General features: G+C 64.9%; 13 protein-coding genes. 6 read left to right on the top strand and 7 right to left on the bottom strand.

Features of this window, described 5'->3' with window-relative positions:
* Positions 1-111 precede the first annotated feature (111 nt).
* Positions 112-1,014, bottom strand: a complete 903-nt coding sequence (rarD, locus tag G3N59_RS04300) for an EamA family transporter RarD (protein WP_205981311.1) — start codon at positions 1,012-1,014, stop codon at positions 112-114.
* Between the two features lie 291 nt (positions 1,015-1,305).
* On the opposite strand from rarD, the gene G3N59_RS04305 reads away from it, so the two are divergent.
* A complete protein-coding gene (locus tag G3N59_RS04305; protein ID WP_205981312.1) occupies positions 1,306-2,094 on the top strand; it encodes a sulfite exporter TauE/SafE family protein in 789 nt (262 codons plus the stop codon).
* 154 nt (positions 2,095-2,248) lie between these two features.
* Here G3N59_RS04305 and G3N59_RS04310 read toward each other — a convergent pair whose 3' ends face one another.
* Together G3N59_RS04310 and G3N59_RS04315 are read right to left on the bottom strand one after the other, a co-directional pair.
* Positions 2,249-2,509, bottom strand: coding sequence for a hypothetical protein (locus G3N59_RS04310; RefSeq protein ID WP_205981313.1), 261 nt, complete (start codon positions 2,507-2,509; stop codon positions 2,249-2,251).
* Between the two features lie 213 nt (positions 2,510-2,722).
* Positions 2,723-3,076 (bottom strand): BON domain-containing protein, encoded by a 354-nt coding sequence (locus G3N59_RS04315; protein WP_205981314.1) that lies wholly within the window; start codon positions 3,074-3,076, stop codon positions 2,723-2,725.
* A 703-nt stretch (positions 3,077-3,779) separates the two neighbouring features.
* Between G3N59_RS04315 and G3N59_RS04320 the strand changes: the two genes are divergently transcribed.
* From G3N59_RS04320 to G3N59_RS04330, 3 genes are all read left to right on the top strand, one after another.
* On the top strand, positions 3,780-5,234 hold the full coding sequence (locus G3N59_RS04320; RefSeq protein WP_205981315.1) for a TAXI family TRAP transporter solute-binding subunit: 1,455 nt from the start codon (positions 3,780-3,782) through the stop codon (positions 5,232-5,234).
* Between the two features lie 135 nt (positions 5,235-5,369).
* Entirely contained in the window at positions 5,370-6,023 is a 654-nt protein-coding gene (locus tag G3N59_RS04325; RefSeq protein WP_205981316.1) for a 2-hydroxychromene-2-carboxylate isomerase, read from the top strand.
* A gap of 190 nt (positions 6,024-6,213) precedes the next feature.
* A complete protein-coding gene (locus G3N59_RS04330; RefSeq protein WP_205981317.1) occupies positions 6,214-7,221 on the top strand; it encodes a LysR family transcriptional regulator in 1,008 nt (335 codons plus the stop codon).
* Between the two features lie 45 nt (positions 7,222-7,266).
* Here the strand turns inward: G3N59_RS04330 and G3N59_RS36885 are convergent, their stop codons facing one another.
* Positions 7,267-8,244, bottom strand: coding sequence for a Fic family protein (locus G3N59_RS36885; protein ID WP_241023178.1), 978 nt, complete (start codon positions 8,242-8,244; stop codon positions 7,267-7,269).
* Here G3N59_RS36885 and G3N59_RS36890 point away from each other — a divergent pair.
* On the top strand, positions 8,203-8,874 hold the full coding sequence (locus tag G3N59_RS36890) for a hypothetical protein (RefSeq protein WP_241023179.1): 672 nt from the start codon (positions 8,203-8,205) through the stop codon (positions 8,872-8,874). The genes G3N59_RS36885 and G3N59_RS36890 overlap by 42 nt on opposite strands.
* Positions 8,875-8,960: 86 nt before the next feature.
* Here G3N59_RS36890 and xdhC read toward each other — a convergent pair whose 3' ends face one another.
* From xdhC to xdhA, 3 genes are read right to left on the bottom strand one after another with little or no spacing between them, the layout of a single operon-like run.
* Positions 8,961-9,542, bottom strand: a complete 582-nt coding sequence (gene xdhC / locus G3N59_RS04340; protein ID WP_205981319.1) for a xanthine dehydrogenase accessory protein XdhC — start codon at positions 9,540-9,542, stop codon at positions 8,961-8,963.
* 22 nt (positions 9,543-9,564) lie between these two features.
* Positions 9,565-11,919: a xanthine dehydrogenase molybdopterin binding subunit gene (gene xdhB / locus G3N59_RS04345; RefSeq protein WP_205981320.1), complete on the bottom strand. Its 2,355-nt coding sequence runs from the start codon at positions 11,917-11,919 to the stop codon at positions 9,565-9,567.
* Between the two features lie 37 nt (positions 11,920-11,956).
* Positions 11,957-13,510: a xanthine dehydrogenase small subunit gene (xdhA, locus tag G3N59_RS04350; RefSeq protein ID WP_205981321.1), complete on the bottom strand. Its 1,554-nt coding sequence runs from the start codon at positions 13,508-13,510 to the stop codon at positions 11,957-11,959.
* 569 nt (positions 13,511-14,079) lie between these two features.
* Between xdhA and G3N59_RS04355 the strand changes: the two genes are divergently transcribed.
* Complete coding sequence (locus G3N59_RS04355) at positions 14,080-15,306, top strand: MFS transporter (protein ID WP_205981322.1); 1,227 nt, start codon at positions 14,080-14,082, stop codon at positions 15,304-15,306.
* Positions 15,307-15,382: the final 76 nt, after the last annotated feature.

Genomic DNA, 15,382 nt, shown 5'->3' on the forward strand with positions numbered 1-15,382 from the left:
CCGATGGGCGATGCAGCGACGTGTTCAGCGCCACGGCATCGTCGGCCATCGTCGCATAGGCGCGCGAGGCTAACCAGCCCTGCCGCTATCGTCCGACGTCTGTGTGACGCTTTAACCCGCCGTGCGCGCCAGACGCGCAGCCCGCGCCGCCGCCAGCGTCCCGCGCAAGCCTTCGAACGAATAGAGCACCAGCGCCACCCAGATCGCGCCATAACCCACCGCCCGCACGGCGCCGAACGGCTCGCCGTAAATCAGCACGCCGGTGAGCAGTTGCAGCGTGGGCGTGACGTACTGGATCAGCCCGAGCATCGACAGCGGAATGCGCCGCGCCGCCGCCGCGAACATCAACAGCGGCACGGCGGTGACCGGCCCGGCCGCCGCCAGCAGCAACTGCACGCCCAGCGACGCGTGCCCGAAATGACTCGCCCCAGCGAGGCCAATGGCGCTCAGATACACCAGCGCGACCGGGAACAGCAGCACGGTTTCCAGCGTCAGCCCTTCGAGCGCGCCAAGCTGCGCGGTCTTGCGCAGCAGTCCATAACCGCCGAAGGTCACCGCCAGCGCGAGGCTGATCCACGGCGGCGTGCCGTTCTGCCAGGTCAGCCAGGCCACGCCCAGCGCCGCGAGCGCCACCGCGCACCATTGCAGCGGGCGCATGCGCTCGCGCAGGAACGCGTAGCCGAACACCACATTGATCAGCGGATTGATGAAGTAGCCCAGACTCGCCTCGACGATATGCCCGGCGTTCACGGCCCAGATATAAATGCCCCAGTTGGCCGACAGCAGCACGGCACTCGCCGCGAAGCGCGCCACGAGACGCCGGTCGCGCAGCGCGGGCCGCAGCCAGCTCCAGTGATGCCGCACCAGCAGCACGATCAGGATGAACGCGAGCGACCACGCCATGCGGTGCGCCAGCATTTCGAGCGCGGGAATCTGATGGAGCGTCTTGAAGTAGATCGGGAAGAGGCCCCAGATCACGAAAGCGGACAGGGCGTAGGCAATGCCGGAATTCATAGGCGTTCTGGTCAGGTGGGCGCGTGTGAATGGCAGGCGGAACAACCCCGGGGACAGAAAATTTCAGGAAGATTTCGTCCTGTCCCTGCGCCAGGTCGCCGGTTTTGCGACAATAGCGGATTTTCGCCGCCAGCCTTTGTCGCTGTCCAGCCTGTCGCGCCGCCCGATTGCATCGAGATCGCCTCTCCTTGCCGGCACGCGCAGCGAAGCAGCGTCATCCGCGAGGCATGTAGCCAGACCGCATTAATTACACGCGAGAAGCGCGCCCCGTGCGCGATCCGCGCCGCCGCGATGTCCCTACCTCATATCGAACCGCTGTATTCGCTGTCCGGCCTCGCGGTCGGTTTTCTGGTCGGCCTGACGGGCGTGGGTGGCGGCTCGCTGATGACGCCCATCCTCGTGCTGCTGTTCAACGTCCATCCGGCCACCGCCGTGGGCACCGACCTGCTCTACGCCGCCGCGACCAAATCCGCGGGCACGCTGGTGCACGGGCTCAAGGGATCGGTGGACTGGCGCGTGACCTTGCGCCTCGCGGCCGGCAGCGTGCCGGCGGCCACCATCACGCTGATCCTGCTCCATCGATACGGCATGGACACGCCGCGCGCCGGCCATCTGATCCAGGCCGTACTGGGCGCGGCGCTGCTGATCACCGCCGTGGCGCTGCTGTTCCGCCCGCAACTGGCGGCCTTCGCGGCGCGCCATCGGCATGGGCCGAGCGAAACGCGCACGCTGCTTTTCACGATCCTCACGGGAGCGATTCTGGGCGCGCTGGTGTCGCTGACTTCGGTGGGTGCGGGCGCGATCGGCGTGACGGTGTTGCTGCTGCTTTACCCGGCGCTGCCGACGGTGCGCATCGTCGGCTCCGATGTGGCCCATGCGGTACCGCTCACGCTGCTCGCGGGCGCGGGGCATTGGCTGCTGGGATCGATCGACTGGTCGATGCTGCTTTCGCTGCTGTGCGGATCGCTGCCGGGGATCGCCATCGGCAGCATGCTGTCGTCGCGCGCACCCGAGAAGCTGCTGCGCATGCTGCTGGCCGCCACGCTCACGCTCGTGGGCGCGCGGCTCGTGCTGGCTTGAGTCCGTTTGAATGGGTCTGATCCGGCTTGGGTTCCGCCCGAGCCGGGCAATAGCCGGAAAAACGCGATCGACGCGATCAAAGCGGCAAAAAACCCTCTCGCGCGGGCTTCTCCCCGCGCGTCTTTCCCCGTCCTGCCCTATCTCCCGCTCGCGCTCAGGCGTACGGCGCCCGGCTGAAAAAGCGGCCATTGAGATCGGTTTCGAACTGGCGCAGCCACTGCCCGCGCGCGTCGATGCGGTAGGCCTGCGCCCACGCGCCGCGCCGCACGATCAGCAGTTCGCTGTGCTCGGGATCGTCGGGATCGGCTTCCCCGCTCACGTCGAAGTGGATCGGAGCGAAGCCATGCCGTGCGCAGGCCAGCTCGAACGCCGCGCGATCGACGAGCGGCAAATCGGTGTAGGTGTGGATAGTCATGACAGTGTCCGGCAAGGAGCCACAAGAGCCTCGTGGGGTCTGCATACTCCACGGTATACCCCTAAACACGCGAAAGCTGTGTGTCAGTCCACATTTACGGCGCGCATCCGCCATGCCGTGTGCAAATAGTCCGAAAAAAACGGGCCCCGGCGCATGGCCGGGGCCCGTTTTCGCGGTCAATCGTGCCGGATCTCCATCCAGCCGATGCCGATCTTACTGCTGCATGACCGTCAGCTTGTTCGCGACCGACTTCACGCCTGCCACGCCTTGCGCGGCCTGGCCTGCCTGGTCGATCTGGCCCTGCGTCGGCACCGTGCCGCTCAGGGTGACGGCGCCCGAGCGCGAACGCACGGTGATGTTCGACACGTCGAGACCTTGCGTCTTCGACAGCGCCTTGCGCACGGTGTAGCCGAGCTTGCGGTCAACCTTCTTGGCCGACGGAGCCGGTGCCGCCGTCGTCGTAGCAGCCGCGCCGCTCGCAGCCGAATTGTCCTGGGCAAAGGCGCCGAATGCGACCGTCATGCAAGCCGCAGCGGCCAGGGTCTTCAGAAAAGCGACCGATTTCATGTTTTCTCCTTGTTGCTATCGCGTTGTTGCTTCACACGTTGCTTCGCTCATGGCCCGAGCCACGTGGCGAAAATGGACCGCCTTTTCCGGTGACGGGACGCGGGAACGCGCTCCGCCCGGACTGACGGCTTCGGTTACGACACCCACGGGCAGGCGAACGGGAGCAAGCAGGCGCAAGCGGTCACAAAGTGACACAAGCGCGTCGAGACACCGCGGCACTGCCATGGTCGGGACACGCTGATGCGAGAGGCAAGGATTCGGTTGAGCGCGCGAAAAGCCGCGCCGGTATCGGCGGCGCGATCCGCACGGACTTCGGCAATGCCGGTCGTGCTGGTGCGCCTGCTTCGATAGCCTTGTAGCTTGTAATGATGACGATCTGATGGCCGATGCCGCTCGATGTTCCGGCGATTCATCAGGCCAATTCCGCCGCCACGCGCCTGGGCGCGCCGCAGCGATCCACAATTTAGCCTGGGCCAAGCCCAAGCGCAAAGGATTTAGGGCACAACGCGGCGTGTACGCCACGCCGGTCCCCATGCCGTCACGGCGATGAATCTCATGTAACATCGGCGCTCAGAGACACTGCGGCGCACGAACGCCGCTTTAACCGCTTCAGCCGCTTCAACCTCCTGCGCCCGAGCGGGTCCGGCAATCACCCCAGCAGCACCGCACCAGAACCAGAACCTCCGAGGCCCGCCATTCCCCGATGAAGTCCCCCACCGGCCGCAAACCTCCTCCGCGTCTCGTTGCGCGCTTCGTGGCGATCTCGTGGCGCGATCTGGCCGTCTCGTTCGGCCCCATCCTGCTGGTGAGCGTGGCCGCCATCTGGCTGGCCGTGCGGCTGATCCAGCCCGCGCCGCCCAGCACGCTGACGATGAGCGCGGGCCCCAAGGGCAGCACCTACTGGAACGCGGCGCAGAAGTACAAGACCATCCTCGCGCGCAACAACATCACGCTGACCGTGCTCGAATCGGAAGGCTCGGCGCAGAATCTCGCGCGCCTGTCCGACCCGGCCTCGCATGTCGATGTCGCATTCGTGCAGGACGGCCTCTCCAGCAAAGTGCCCGAGGGGCTCGTGTCGCTCGGCAGCGTGGCCTATGTGCCGCTCGCGGTGTTCTATCACGGTCCGCCCGTCACGCGGCTGTCGCAGTTCGAAGGCGAGCGCCTTGCCATCGGCGCGGAAGGCAGCGGCACGCGCGAACTCGCGCTCACGCTGCTCAAGGCCAACGGCATCGAACCGGGCGGCAAGACCCAATTGCTGCCGCTATCCGGCGACGATGCCGCGCGCGCGCTCGTGGCGGGCAAGATCGACGTGGCGTTTCTGGCGGGCGACTCCGCCCAGCCGCCGGTCATGGGCCGGTTGATGCGCATGCCCGGCGTGCGCTTTTTCGACTTCGCCCAGGCCGACGCCTACGCGCGCCGCTTTCCCTACCTCACGGCGATCACGATTCCGATGGGCGCGTTCGACTTCGGCCGCAACCTGCCCGCCGCGCCGCTGCACTTCATCGCGCCGACGGCCGAACTGGTCGCGCGCGACTCGCTGCACCCCGCGCTCTCCGATCTGCTCGTCGACGCCGCCAAGGAAGTGCACGGCCGCTCGACCCTGCTGCAGCGCGCGGGCGAATTCCCGGCGCCGCGCGCCCAGGATTTCCCGATCAGCGACGATGCCGCGCGCTACTACAAGTCGGGCAAGAGCTTCCTCTACCGCGTGCTGCCGTTCTGGCTCGCGAGCCTCGCCGACCGGCTGCTGGTCGTGCTGGTGCCGATCATCGTCGTGCTGATTCCGGGCTTGCGGCTCGTGCCTGGGCTCTACGCCTGGCGGGTAAAATCGCGGATCTATCGCTGGTATGGTTCGCTGATCGCGCTGGAACGCGCCGCGCTCGCCGATAACTCGCCCGAGGAACGCCGCTCGCTCGTGCGTCAACTCGACAAGATCGAGGAATCGGTGAACGGCATGAAGATGCCGCTGGCGTATGCCGGGCAGTTCTACGTGCTGCGCGAGCACATCGGCTTCGTGCGCGAGCGGCTTTCGGCGGTGCGTGAACGGCTCGCCGCAACGCGCGAGGAGGCCGACGCCACCCGCGCTGCAGAAGGCGATGGCGATGGCAGCAGCGACACCCGTGCAGCGTCGCCGGGCGACGAACCTGCGAAACGTACGTAAAAAGCGCACGAAAATCAGCACCCTGCCTATGGAAAGTCCGCAGGCAAAAAGGCAGCACGCAGTATCGAATACGATCAATACTCGAACGACGGGCCGCTCGTGCGGTCCGCATGAAGCCCATTTCGGAGGAACAGCATGATCCGCGGCATCGACGCCACCCAGCCGGCCTGGTTCTACGACTTCGTGTCGCCGTTCTCGTACCTGCTGCTGGAGCAGTACGACAAGTGGCCGGGCTTCGACTTCGTGCCGACGCCGGTGCTGCTCAGCGACCTGTACCGCCATTGGGGAACGCCATACGGCGGCGCAATTCCCGCCAAGCGCATCTTCACTTATCGCCACGCGCTGTTTCGCGCGGAACAACTCGGCATTCCGCTGAAGATGCCGCCCGCGCATCCGTTCGACTCGGTCAAGCCGATGCTGCTGGCGATCGCCGCAGGCGGCGAATTTGCCTGCGTGCGCGAGATCTTCCGCTTCATCTGGCGCGAAGGCCGCGACCCGTCGAGCGAAGAAGGCTTCGAACAGTTGTGCGAACGCGTGGGCATCGCGCATGGCGAAGCGCTGATCGAAGAGGAAGCGGTACGCGCGCAACTGCGCCGCTACACCAACGACGCCATCGCCATGGGTGTGTTCGGCGTGCCGACTTTCTGGATGAACAAGCAATTGTTCTGGGGCGAAGACGCCTTGCCGATGGTGCTCTACTGCGCGCGCACGCCGAACTGGCTCGATTCGCGCGAGGTCAAGCGCATCAGCACGCTGCCTTCGGGGCTGCCGAAGCCGGAAACCGCGTGAACTCACGCGGACGATCGCGCTGAAGACCGCACCGAAGACCGCGCGGAAAAGCGCATTGAAAACGCCCGCGCCGCTGCACTGATGCCGGCCATACCGCGCGCCCTATGGCGGCCGGGCGCGCGGCGGCATAAGGTTATGCCTGAAGCCGTGCGTGCACAGCACGGCGCGCCCCCCACGCTTTTGCATTGCCATGGATGACACTGCCCTTTCCCTCGACATCTGGCTCGTGCGCGTGCTGCGCACGCTGCTGGTCGAGCGCAGCGTCACGCAGGCCGCGCTGCGGCTGAACCAGACCCAGCCGGCCATCAGCACGGCGCTGCGGCGGCTGCGCGAAATCCTCGGCGACCCGATCCTCGTGCGCGGCAAGGCCGGCATGGTGCCGACCGAATACGGCGAGTCGCTGCTCGCGCACGCCCAGCGCGTGCTGCGCGATGTCGATTTCGTCGCCACGCCGCACGGCGACTTCGACCCGGAGCGCTCCAAGCGCACCTTCCGCGTGGCCGCGCCCGATTACCTCAACGACTTCTTCATGCCGACGCTGATCGCCCGCTTTCGCGAGGCGGCGCCCGCGGCGCGGCTGGAGATCCTGTCGCTGTCGCCGACGCTCGATCATCATCGCGCGCTGGAAGCCGGCGAGATCGACATCGTGATCGGCAACTGGCCGAAGCCCGATGCGCGTTTCGAGCGCAGCGACCTGTTCACCGACCGCATCGTCTGCATGATGCGCGCCGATCATCCGCTCGCACGCGCGCCGCTCACGCGCGAGGCCTATCTGGCGGCCGCGCATCTCGCGCCTACGCCCTATACGGGCGCGAATGCGAGCCCGATCGACATCGGTTTTGCGAAGGCGCGCGCGGACCGGCGCATCGTGGCGACGCTGCCTTACTTCGGGCTGGTGCCGCAGGTGCTGCTGCAATCGGATCTGATCTTTACGACCACGCGCCGTTTTGCGACGCATTACGCGGGACTGCTGCCGATCGCGGTGGCCGAGCCGCCGTTCGCGTTTCCGCGAATTCGCTGTTATCAGATGTGGCATCCGCACCCGGACCGGCCAAGCGATGTGGGCTGGCTGCGCGAGTTGATCGACGGGGTGTCGCAGTCGTTGACGGTGCGGGGTGGGAAGCGGGTGAGTGGCACTGGCAAGCGTGCCGCGCCGCGTACACAGGCCGTTCCGGTACAAAGCGAAGAGGCGAATTAATCGACTCGCCGCGTTGATGCCCTGACGGCGGCCGAGCGCAACGCATCAACGACCTTCATCGGCGCGAGACTCAGGTGGCGGCGCATCAAACGCTTCGCGAACCGCATACACAATCGCATCGCCCAGTTTCGCTTCGTCGATAATCGGAAATTCCTTGCTCAGTTTGCCCGACACGCTCCAGTGATTGTCGCGCACAGAGCGGATGATCCGATCGATATCGGCATTCGGCCCATCGAGCACGTCCTTCACCAATAGCCTTGCCCGATCCCAATTGCGCATCAGTTCGGCTTCCTGTCGCATCTCGGTGCGGATCGTCCGATCGATGACGTCGGCCAGATACTCGACATGCGGCGTGAGATCGGGAAAACGCCACGTCAATGCTGCGTCGCTCCACGCATCGAAGGTGAAGTTGGACTTCACGCCATCGTCAAATTCGTGATGCGCGGCAAAATTCGCATTCGCTCCGTAACGTTGCATCAGCGGTCTGGACAGCACTTCAAGCACCTGATCGTACGCCGCCTGATATTGCGCCTTGCTGGTGATGGCAGCGGAAACAGGCAGGACGAATGGACGCGGCACAGCGTTGTCGCGCCTGAGCATGTCGTTGATGAGGAAACGATGGATGCGGCCGTTGCCGTCCGCCAGCGGATGGATATAAACGAACGCGAAGGCCACTGCCGCCGCGCGCAGGATCGGCGGCGCACCTGACGTGCTTTGCACAAACCGGTCGAGCCCGACCAGCATCGCGTCGAGATCTTGCCAGTGCGGCGCGATGTAGTGAATGACATCGCGGAAATGATCGGTCGCACCGACGAATACGGGCGACTGACGCAACCCGAAATGCTTCAGCGTCGTTCGTTCACCGATGATTTCCCGCTGCAACGCTGCGAGAGTGCCGACCGAAAGCGGATCGTCGTAAGCGCCGATGCGTGCTTCCATCACGGCCGCAAAACGCTTGATACGATCACTCTGATCTTGCTCGTGCTCGATCTGAAAACTGGCACGGCTTTCCTTGAGCGTCAACCAGACCGCGCTGCGTCGCAAGACGTCAGCGCCGTATTCGGCCTGCAAGGCATCGAGTTGTGCGGCGCAGTCATAGGCTTCGGCCTGGCGGACACGCTGCGTACGGCGAACAGTCAGGCAGAATGCCCGATTACCGGGCAGGTTATCGCGCACACGCCAGCGCGTATTGTTGACCGGCGCAGCGCTCGCGACATAGTCGTCGCCATCGATCGCATCGACGTAACCGCCGTTCGTCACGGCGGGAACCCCATCCAGTTCGTTTCCGGTCAGCCATTCATACAGAAAGCCCGCGCGACGCGCATATTGCCCGGTGCGCTCGCTCATGACCCAATCGCGGATCTCGGCCTGCGGAATCACATCAAAGAGACGCGCCAATTGCTCGAGGAATACACCCTCGTGCTTGAGCGCAAACGTGAAATGGGCCGCGAGCGTGTCGACTGGCCGCATGACGGCGGCGTAGGTTTCCTTGACGCTGGCGCCGTGATGCGTAGTACGCCGCTTCGCGCCGATTTCGCTCTCGACCGGAAGCGGCTGAACAGCCGGAGCGCCGTAGCGTTCAGCGAGCCAGCGATAGCCAACCCAATCCTGCTCCATCGATGCACTCCCGAAATTTCGTTAATTCAGGAATAATTTCGTTAAGAATAGCGCATCGATCGAAAAAAACGTTAAAAACGGGCGTCGATTCTCCAGAAAGTTCGTACCCGCGCAGGCAATCGTCAAACTCCGGCGAAAATCTCGCGGCTCATCGGCAACATCACCCGCATCTGCATCAACTGCGCCGCCACCGCCACGGCGATAGACGATGGCGCCTTATCGACGATCCCCGTCACGCCGATCGGGCACGTGATCTCGTCCATGCGCTCCGCTGCCACGCCGCGCTCGATCAAGCGGCGCTCGAACTTCACGCGCTTGGTCTTCGATCCAATCAGCCCGAACCACGCGAAATCGCGCCGCCGCATGATGCGTTCCGACAACTCGAAATCGAGCGCGTGGTTATGCGTCATCACAATAAAGTACGCACCCGCAGGCGCTTCATCCACAATCGCCGCGGGCGTGTCGGTTGCTTCGATCTGCACGTTGGCCGGCACTTCGTCGGGGAACAGTTCGTCGCGTTCGTCCACCCATTGCACGACGCAAGGCAGCATGCCGAGCAGCGTCACCAGCGCATGACCCACGTGCCCCGCGCCGAACAGCACCACGTGCATCGGCCCATACTGCGGCACCGGCGTGCTGCGCCGGCCGATCACGACACGGCCGCTGCTATCGAGATTCACGCAATGGTTTGGACGACTCATCATTTTTCGCTCCTCTCCCGCCAGTTCAACCGCGCGCCATCGTGCGCACCGCACGCACGCCCTTGAGGATTTCCTCGGCGGTCGCGGGCGCGTTCATCGGCGGATTGAAGCGGTAGTCGGCCACGCTCGCCACCGCGTCGCGGATCGCGAAGAACACCGAGAACGGCAGCAGCAGCGGCGGCTCGCCCACGGCCTTCGAGCGATGGATGCTGTCTTCGGCGTTGCGGTTGTTGAAGAGCTTCACGGTGAATTCCGGCGGCGTGTCGTTCACGGTCGGGATCTTGTAGGTGGACGGCGCGTGCGTCATCAGCTTGCCGTCCGGCTTCCACCAGAGTTCTTCCGTCGTGAGCCAGCCCATACCCTGGATGAAGCCGCCTTCCACCTGCCCCACGTCGAGCGCCGGGTTCAGCGAGGCGCCCACGTCGTGCAGTGCGTCGGCGCGCAGCACGCGCATTTCGCCCGTGAGCGTGTCGATCACGACTTCTGAAACCGCCGCGCCATACGAGTAGTAGTAGAACGGCCGGCCGCGCAGCGTCGCCTGATCCCAGTAGAGCTTGGGCGTGGCGTAGAAACCGTCGGACCACAACTGCACGCGCGCCAGATAGGCCTTTTGCACCAGCGTGCCGAACGGCACGACTTCGTCGCCGACAATCGCGCAGTCGTTGGCAAAACGCACATCCGCCGCGTTGACCTTGCCCTTGCCCCACAGGTTGGCGGCCAGCGAAGCCAGGCGTTCGCGCAACTGGCGCGCGGCGTCCTGCGCGGCCTTGCCGTTCAGGTCGCTGCCCGTCGATGCCGCCGTCGCCGAAGTATTCGCAACCTTGCTGGTATCGGTCGCGGTCACGCGCACGCGGCCGAATTCGATACCCAGTTCGTGCGCGACGACCTGCGCGACCTTGGTGTTCAGGCCCTGGCCCATCTCCGTGCCGCCGTGGTTCACAAGCACCGAACCATCGGTATAGATGTGCACCAGCGCGCCGGCCTGGTTGAAGTGCGTCACGTTGAACGCGATGCCGAACTTGCACGGCGTAATCGCGATGCCCTTCTTCAGCACTTCGTTCTTCGCGTTGAATTCGCGGATCGCCGCGCGTCGCGCGCGATAGCCGCTCGTTTCCACGAGTTCGTCCATCAACTCGTGAATCACGTTGTCTTCGATGGTCTGGCCGTAGGGCGTCTCGTTGTTTTCGGTCTTGCCGTAGAGATTGCGCTTGCGCACATCGAGCGGATCGAGATCGAGCGAGCGCGCCACGTCGTCCATGATGTATTCGATCGCGAACGCGCCCTGCGGGCCGCCGAAGCCGCGAAACGCGGTATTCGACTGCGTGTTGGTCTTGCCGCAGAAGCCCGAGATCGAGACATCGGGCAACCAGTAGGCGTTGTCGAAGTGGCAGACGGCGCGCGTCATCACCGGGCCGGAAAGATCCGCCGAGAAGCCGCAGCGCGAGGTCATATCGACGCTCACGCCTTCGATGGTGCCCTGATCGTCGTAACCCACTTCATACGTGTAGTGGAAGTCGTGACGCTTGCCGGTGATCATCATGTCGTCGTCGCGGTCCGGGCGCAGCTTTACCGGGCACAGCAGCTTCCACGCCGCCAGCGCCGCGCAGCACGCGAAGATGCCCGACTGCGATTCCTTGCCGCCGAAGCCGCCGCCCATGCGCCGGCATTCCACCAGGACGTTGTGCGAGGCCACGCCCAGCACGTGCGCAACCAGATGCTGCATTTCGCTCGGGTGCTGCGTCGAGCACCAGACGTGCATGCCGTCGTCGTCCTTCGGCACCGCGTAGGCGATCTGCCCTTCCAGATAGAACTGTTCCTGGCCGCCCAGCAGCATCTCGCCTTCATGGCGATGCGCGGCACGCGCGGCGCGCGTGGAGGCTTCGCCGCGCGCGAGCTTCATCGGTGGCAACACCGATTGATTGGCGGCGCGCGCCTGCTGCGCCGTGAGAATCGGCGGCAGTTCTTCGTACTGCACGTCGGCGCGGCGCGCGGCAAGGCGCGCGATATCGTGCGAAGTCGCCACGACGATGAACATCGGCTGACCCACGAATTGCACGATGCCGTCGGCCAGCACGGGATCGTCGTGGATGATCGGGCCGCAGTCGTTCACGCCGGGAATATCTTCGGCGGTCAGCACGGCCACGACGCCGGGCGTCGCGCGCACTTTGGCGAGGTCCAACGAGACGATGCGCGCGTGCGGCTTTTGCGACAGGCCGAGCGCGGCGTGCAGCGTGCCCGCGACGGTCGGGATGTCGTCGGTGTAGGTGGCGCGTCCGCTTACATGCAGATGCGCGGATTCATGCGGGCGCGAGACGTGCACCTGTGCGAAAGGTTCGCGCGCCTTGGCTTCTTCCAGGAACGGTTCGGCTTGCTGGTTCATGGTTTCTTTCTCCGTATCTCTTCCGTTTCCTGATGACTTAAGCGGTTTCCGCCGCCACTGCGCGCACATTCACCGCCTGAGCCGCGAGCGGGTTATGCGGGCGCGTCTCCAGCCAGAAACGGTAAAGCGTGTTCTTTGCGGCTTCGAGTCGATAGTCGCTGGTCGCGCGCATGTCCGACAGCGGCGCGTAGTCGTTGCCGAGCGCGATCATCGCGGCCTGCGCGGTGGCTTCGTGCCATTGCGCGCCGGCCAGCACCGCTTCGGTGAGGGTTGCGCGCTTGGGCGTGGCGGCCATGCCGCCGAAAGCGATGCGCGGTTCGCGGACCGTATCGCCATCGGCGATAAAGGAGAACGCGGCGCATACCGCCGAAATATCCGAGTCGAAGCGCTTCGACACCTTGTAGGTGCGGAATTGCAGATTCGCGCGCGCGCCGGTGCGCGTGGGCACCTTCAGCGCCAGCACGAATTCGTGCTCGGCCATGTCCTTCTTCTGATACGCGAGGTAGAGATCTTCGAGCGGCATTTCGCGCTCGATCGCCCCGCCGCGCAGCACCACGCGCGCGCCCAGCGCGATCAGGCCGGGCATCGAATCGCCGATCGGCGAGCCGTTCGCCACATTGCCGCCGATGGTGCCGGCATTGCGGATCGGCAGCGAAGCAAAGCGCTGCCACATTTCTTCCAGTTCCGGGTACGGCTTCGCGAGTTCGGCATAGGCGCGCTCGACCGTCACGCCCGCGCCGATTTCGATAAAGCCGTCGCGCTCCGCGATTTCGCGCATCGCATCGACCTGGCCGACATACACGATGTCGCCGAGTTCGCGCATCTGCTTGGTGACCCACAGGCCGATATCGGTGCTGCCCGCGAGAATGCGCGTATCAGGGCGCGCTTCCTTGATGGCGGCGAGTGCGTCGACGGTGCGCGGCGCGTCGTATTGCTGGCCTTTGCTCTCGTAGTGGAAGGTGTCGCGGCGCTCGATCGAGGCGAGCGTTTGCGCGAGCGCCTTCACGTCGACGGGCGATGCCGGACCGTCGAGCTTGAACATCTGCTCGGCGGCGTCGAGGATCGGGCGATAGCCGGTGCAGCGGCACAGATTGCCGGTCAGCGCATTGGCGATTTCGTCGCGCGAAGGCGTGCTGCAGGCGCTTTTGCCTGCGCAACCGCCAGCCTCGCCCGGGGCACAGTGAGCGCCGCTATGTTCGTGCCCGTGTTTCTCATACAGCGCCCACATCGACATCACGAAGCCCGGCGTGCAGAAACCGCACTGCGAGCCGTGGCAATCGACCATGGCCTGTTGCACGGGATGCAGCGAGCCGTCGGGCTGGCGCAGGTCTTCGACAGTGAAGAGCGCCTTGCCGTCGAGTGTCGGCAGGAACTGGATGCAGGCGTTGACCGCCTTGAAGCTCACGCCGCCTTCGGCATTGCGCTCGCCGACCACGACCGTGCAGGCGCCGCAGTCGCCTTCTGCACAGCCCTCCTTGGTGCCGGTGCAGCGCGCGTCTTCGCGCAGGTACTGGAGAACGGAACGGGTGACGCCCGCGTCGCTGACTTCGCGAATCGCGTTGCGGTGATAGAAGCGGATCGGCTGACTCATGATGTCTGTCTCGTCGTGTTTCTGCGTGTTTCAGCGGCGCGCGGGGAGGTGATTGCGGGGGTTCCCGGTGCTGGCCGCACATTTCTTCAGTGGACGATTCGAAAACTATCACCGCCAATATTGAGATCCCATAGCAGCAAGTGCATGGGGGATATATCGTCGCGGCGATAAATCGGCGCTTCGTCGTGGTGCGGCGCTTATATGTCGGTGGCTTTATCGATCTAATTATTGAAAATTTGTCGCAAAACGGACAAAACCGCGCGCCGCTTCATGCACCATCAAGCAGCAACCATTCCATTAATCAGGGTAGTCCATGCGGCGCGCGCTTCAATTGCCACGAACCCGCGGCCAATTTCGTCCATTTCCGCTCATGCGGATGTCGCGTTGTTGACGCATCGGCAATAAGCGAATCGCGAGCGAACCGCAGGTCAACGACGTGCCATCTGTACACGATCTCCGCGAAAAAACCGTCGGATTCGCCCAACGGAGCGCTTTTTCAACGTCTGCATAAGAACCGGTTCCATGGGACAATCACGCCTTTCCCGCCGTCTACCATCCGCGTTTTCCCCATGTCCGCTGATTTAGCGCCCCCGCGCTCCGGGTTGTCGACGACCATGCAGATCATTCCGGTCGTCTTTTTCACCTTCCTCTGTTACCTGACGATCGGCATTCCGCTTGCCGTGCTGCCGGGCTACGTCCACAACGATCTGGGCTTCAGCACCGTCGTGGCGGGCGCCGCCATCAGCGTGCAGTACATCGCCACGCTTTGCTCGCGCGCGCTGGCCGGCCGCTCGGCCGACACGCTCGGGCCCAAGAGGACCGTCAGCATCGGCCTGACGATCTGCGGCGCGAGCGGCGTCATGCTGCTGCTCGCCACGCTCGTCGATCACTGGCCGGGGCTCTCGCTCACGCTGCTGATCGCCAGCCGTCTGTTGCTCGGCTGCGGCGAAAGCCTGTGCGGCACCGGCGCGATCCTCTGGGGCATCGGCCGCGTAGGCACCGCGCACAACGCCAAGGTGATCTCGTGGAACGGCATCGCCACGTATGGGGCACTCGCGATCGGCGCGCCGCTCGGCGTGGAAATGGCGCATTACCTCGGTTACTGGATGCTCGGCATTTCGGTGATCGCGCTGGCCGCGCTCGGCTTCTGGATGGCGCGCCCGATCGCGCCGGTGCCGCTCGTGCACGGCGAACGCATGTCGTATCGCAGCGTGTTCACGCGCGTGCTGCCGCACGGCATTGGCCTCGCGCTCGGCTCGGCGGGCTTTGGCTCGATCGCCACCTTCATCACGCTGTTCTATGCGGCGCGCCACTGGCCCAACGCGGCCTTCACGCTGACGGTGTTCGGTCTGATGTTTATCGGCGCGCGTCTGCTGTTCGCGAACACCATCAAGAAGTTCGGCGGCTTCCGCGTGGCCATCGCCTCGTTCTCGTTCGAGTGCGCGGGTCTGTTGCTGCTGTGGATTTCGCCGACGCCGCACGTCGCGCTGGTGGGCGCGGCGCTCACGGGTTTCGGCTTCGCGCTGGTGTTCCCGGCGCTGGGCGTGGAAGCGGTCGGTCTCGTGCCGGCGGCCAGCCGCGGCGCGGCGCTTTCCGCGTATTCCGTGTTCCTCGATCTGTCGCTGGGCATCACCGGCCCGCTGGCCGGTTATGTGGCGAATGTGTTCGGCTACGGTTCGGTGTTCCTGTTCGCGGCGATTGCGGCGGCATCCGCCGTGGCGCTGTCGGTCTCGCTGCATCGCAAGAGCGTGCGCGAAGCAGCCAACGCGCAGCCCGTCGCCACCGAAGCCCAGTAAATCCGCAATAAAAAACCGCAGCGGGCATCACGCCCGATGCGGTTCGTCAGTTCCGCGTGGCGCTCAGACAGCCGCC

The organism is Paraburkholderia sp. Ac-20340, assembly GCF_017104965.1.
Taxonomy (GTDB): domain Bacteria; phylum Pseudomonadota; class Gammaproteobacteria; order Burkholderiales; family Burkholderiaceae; genus Paraburkholderia.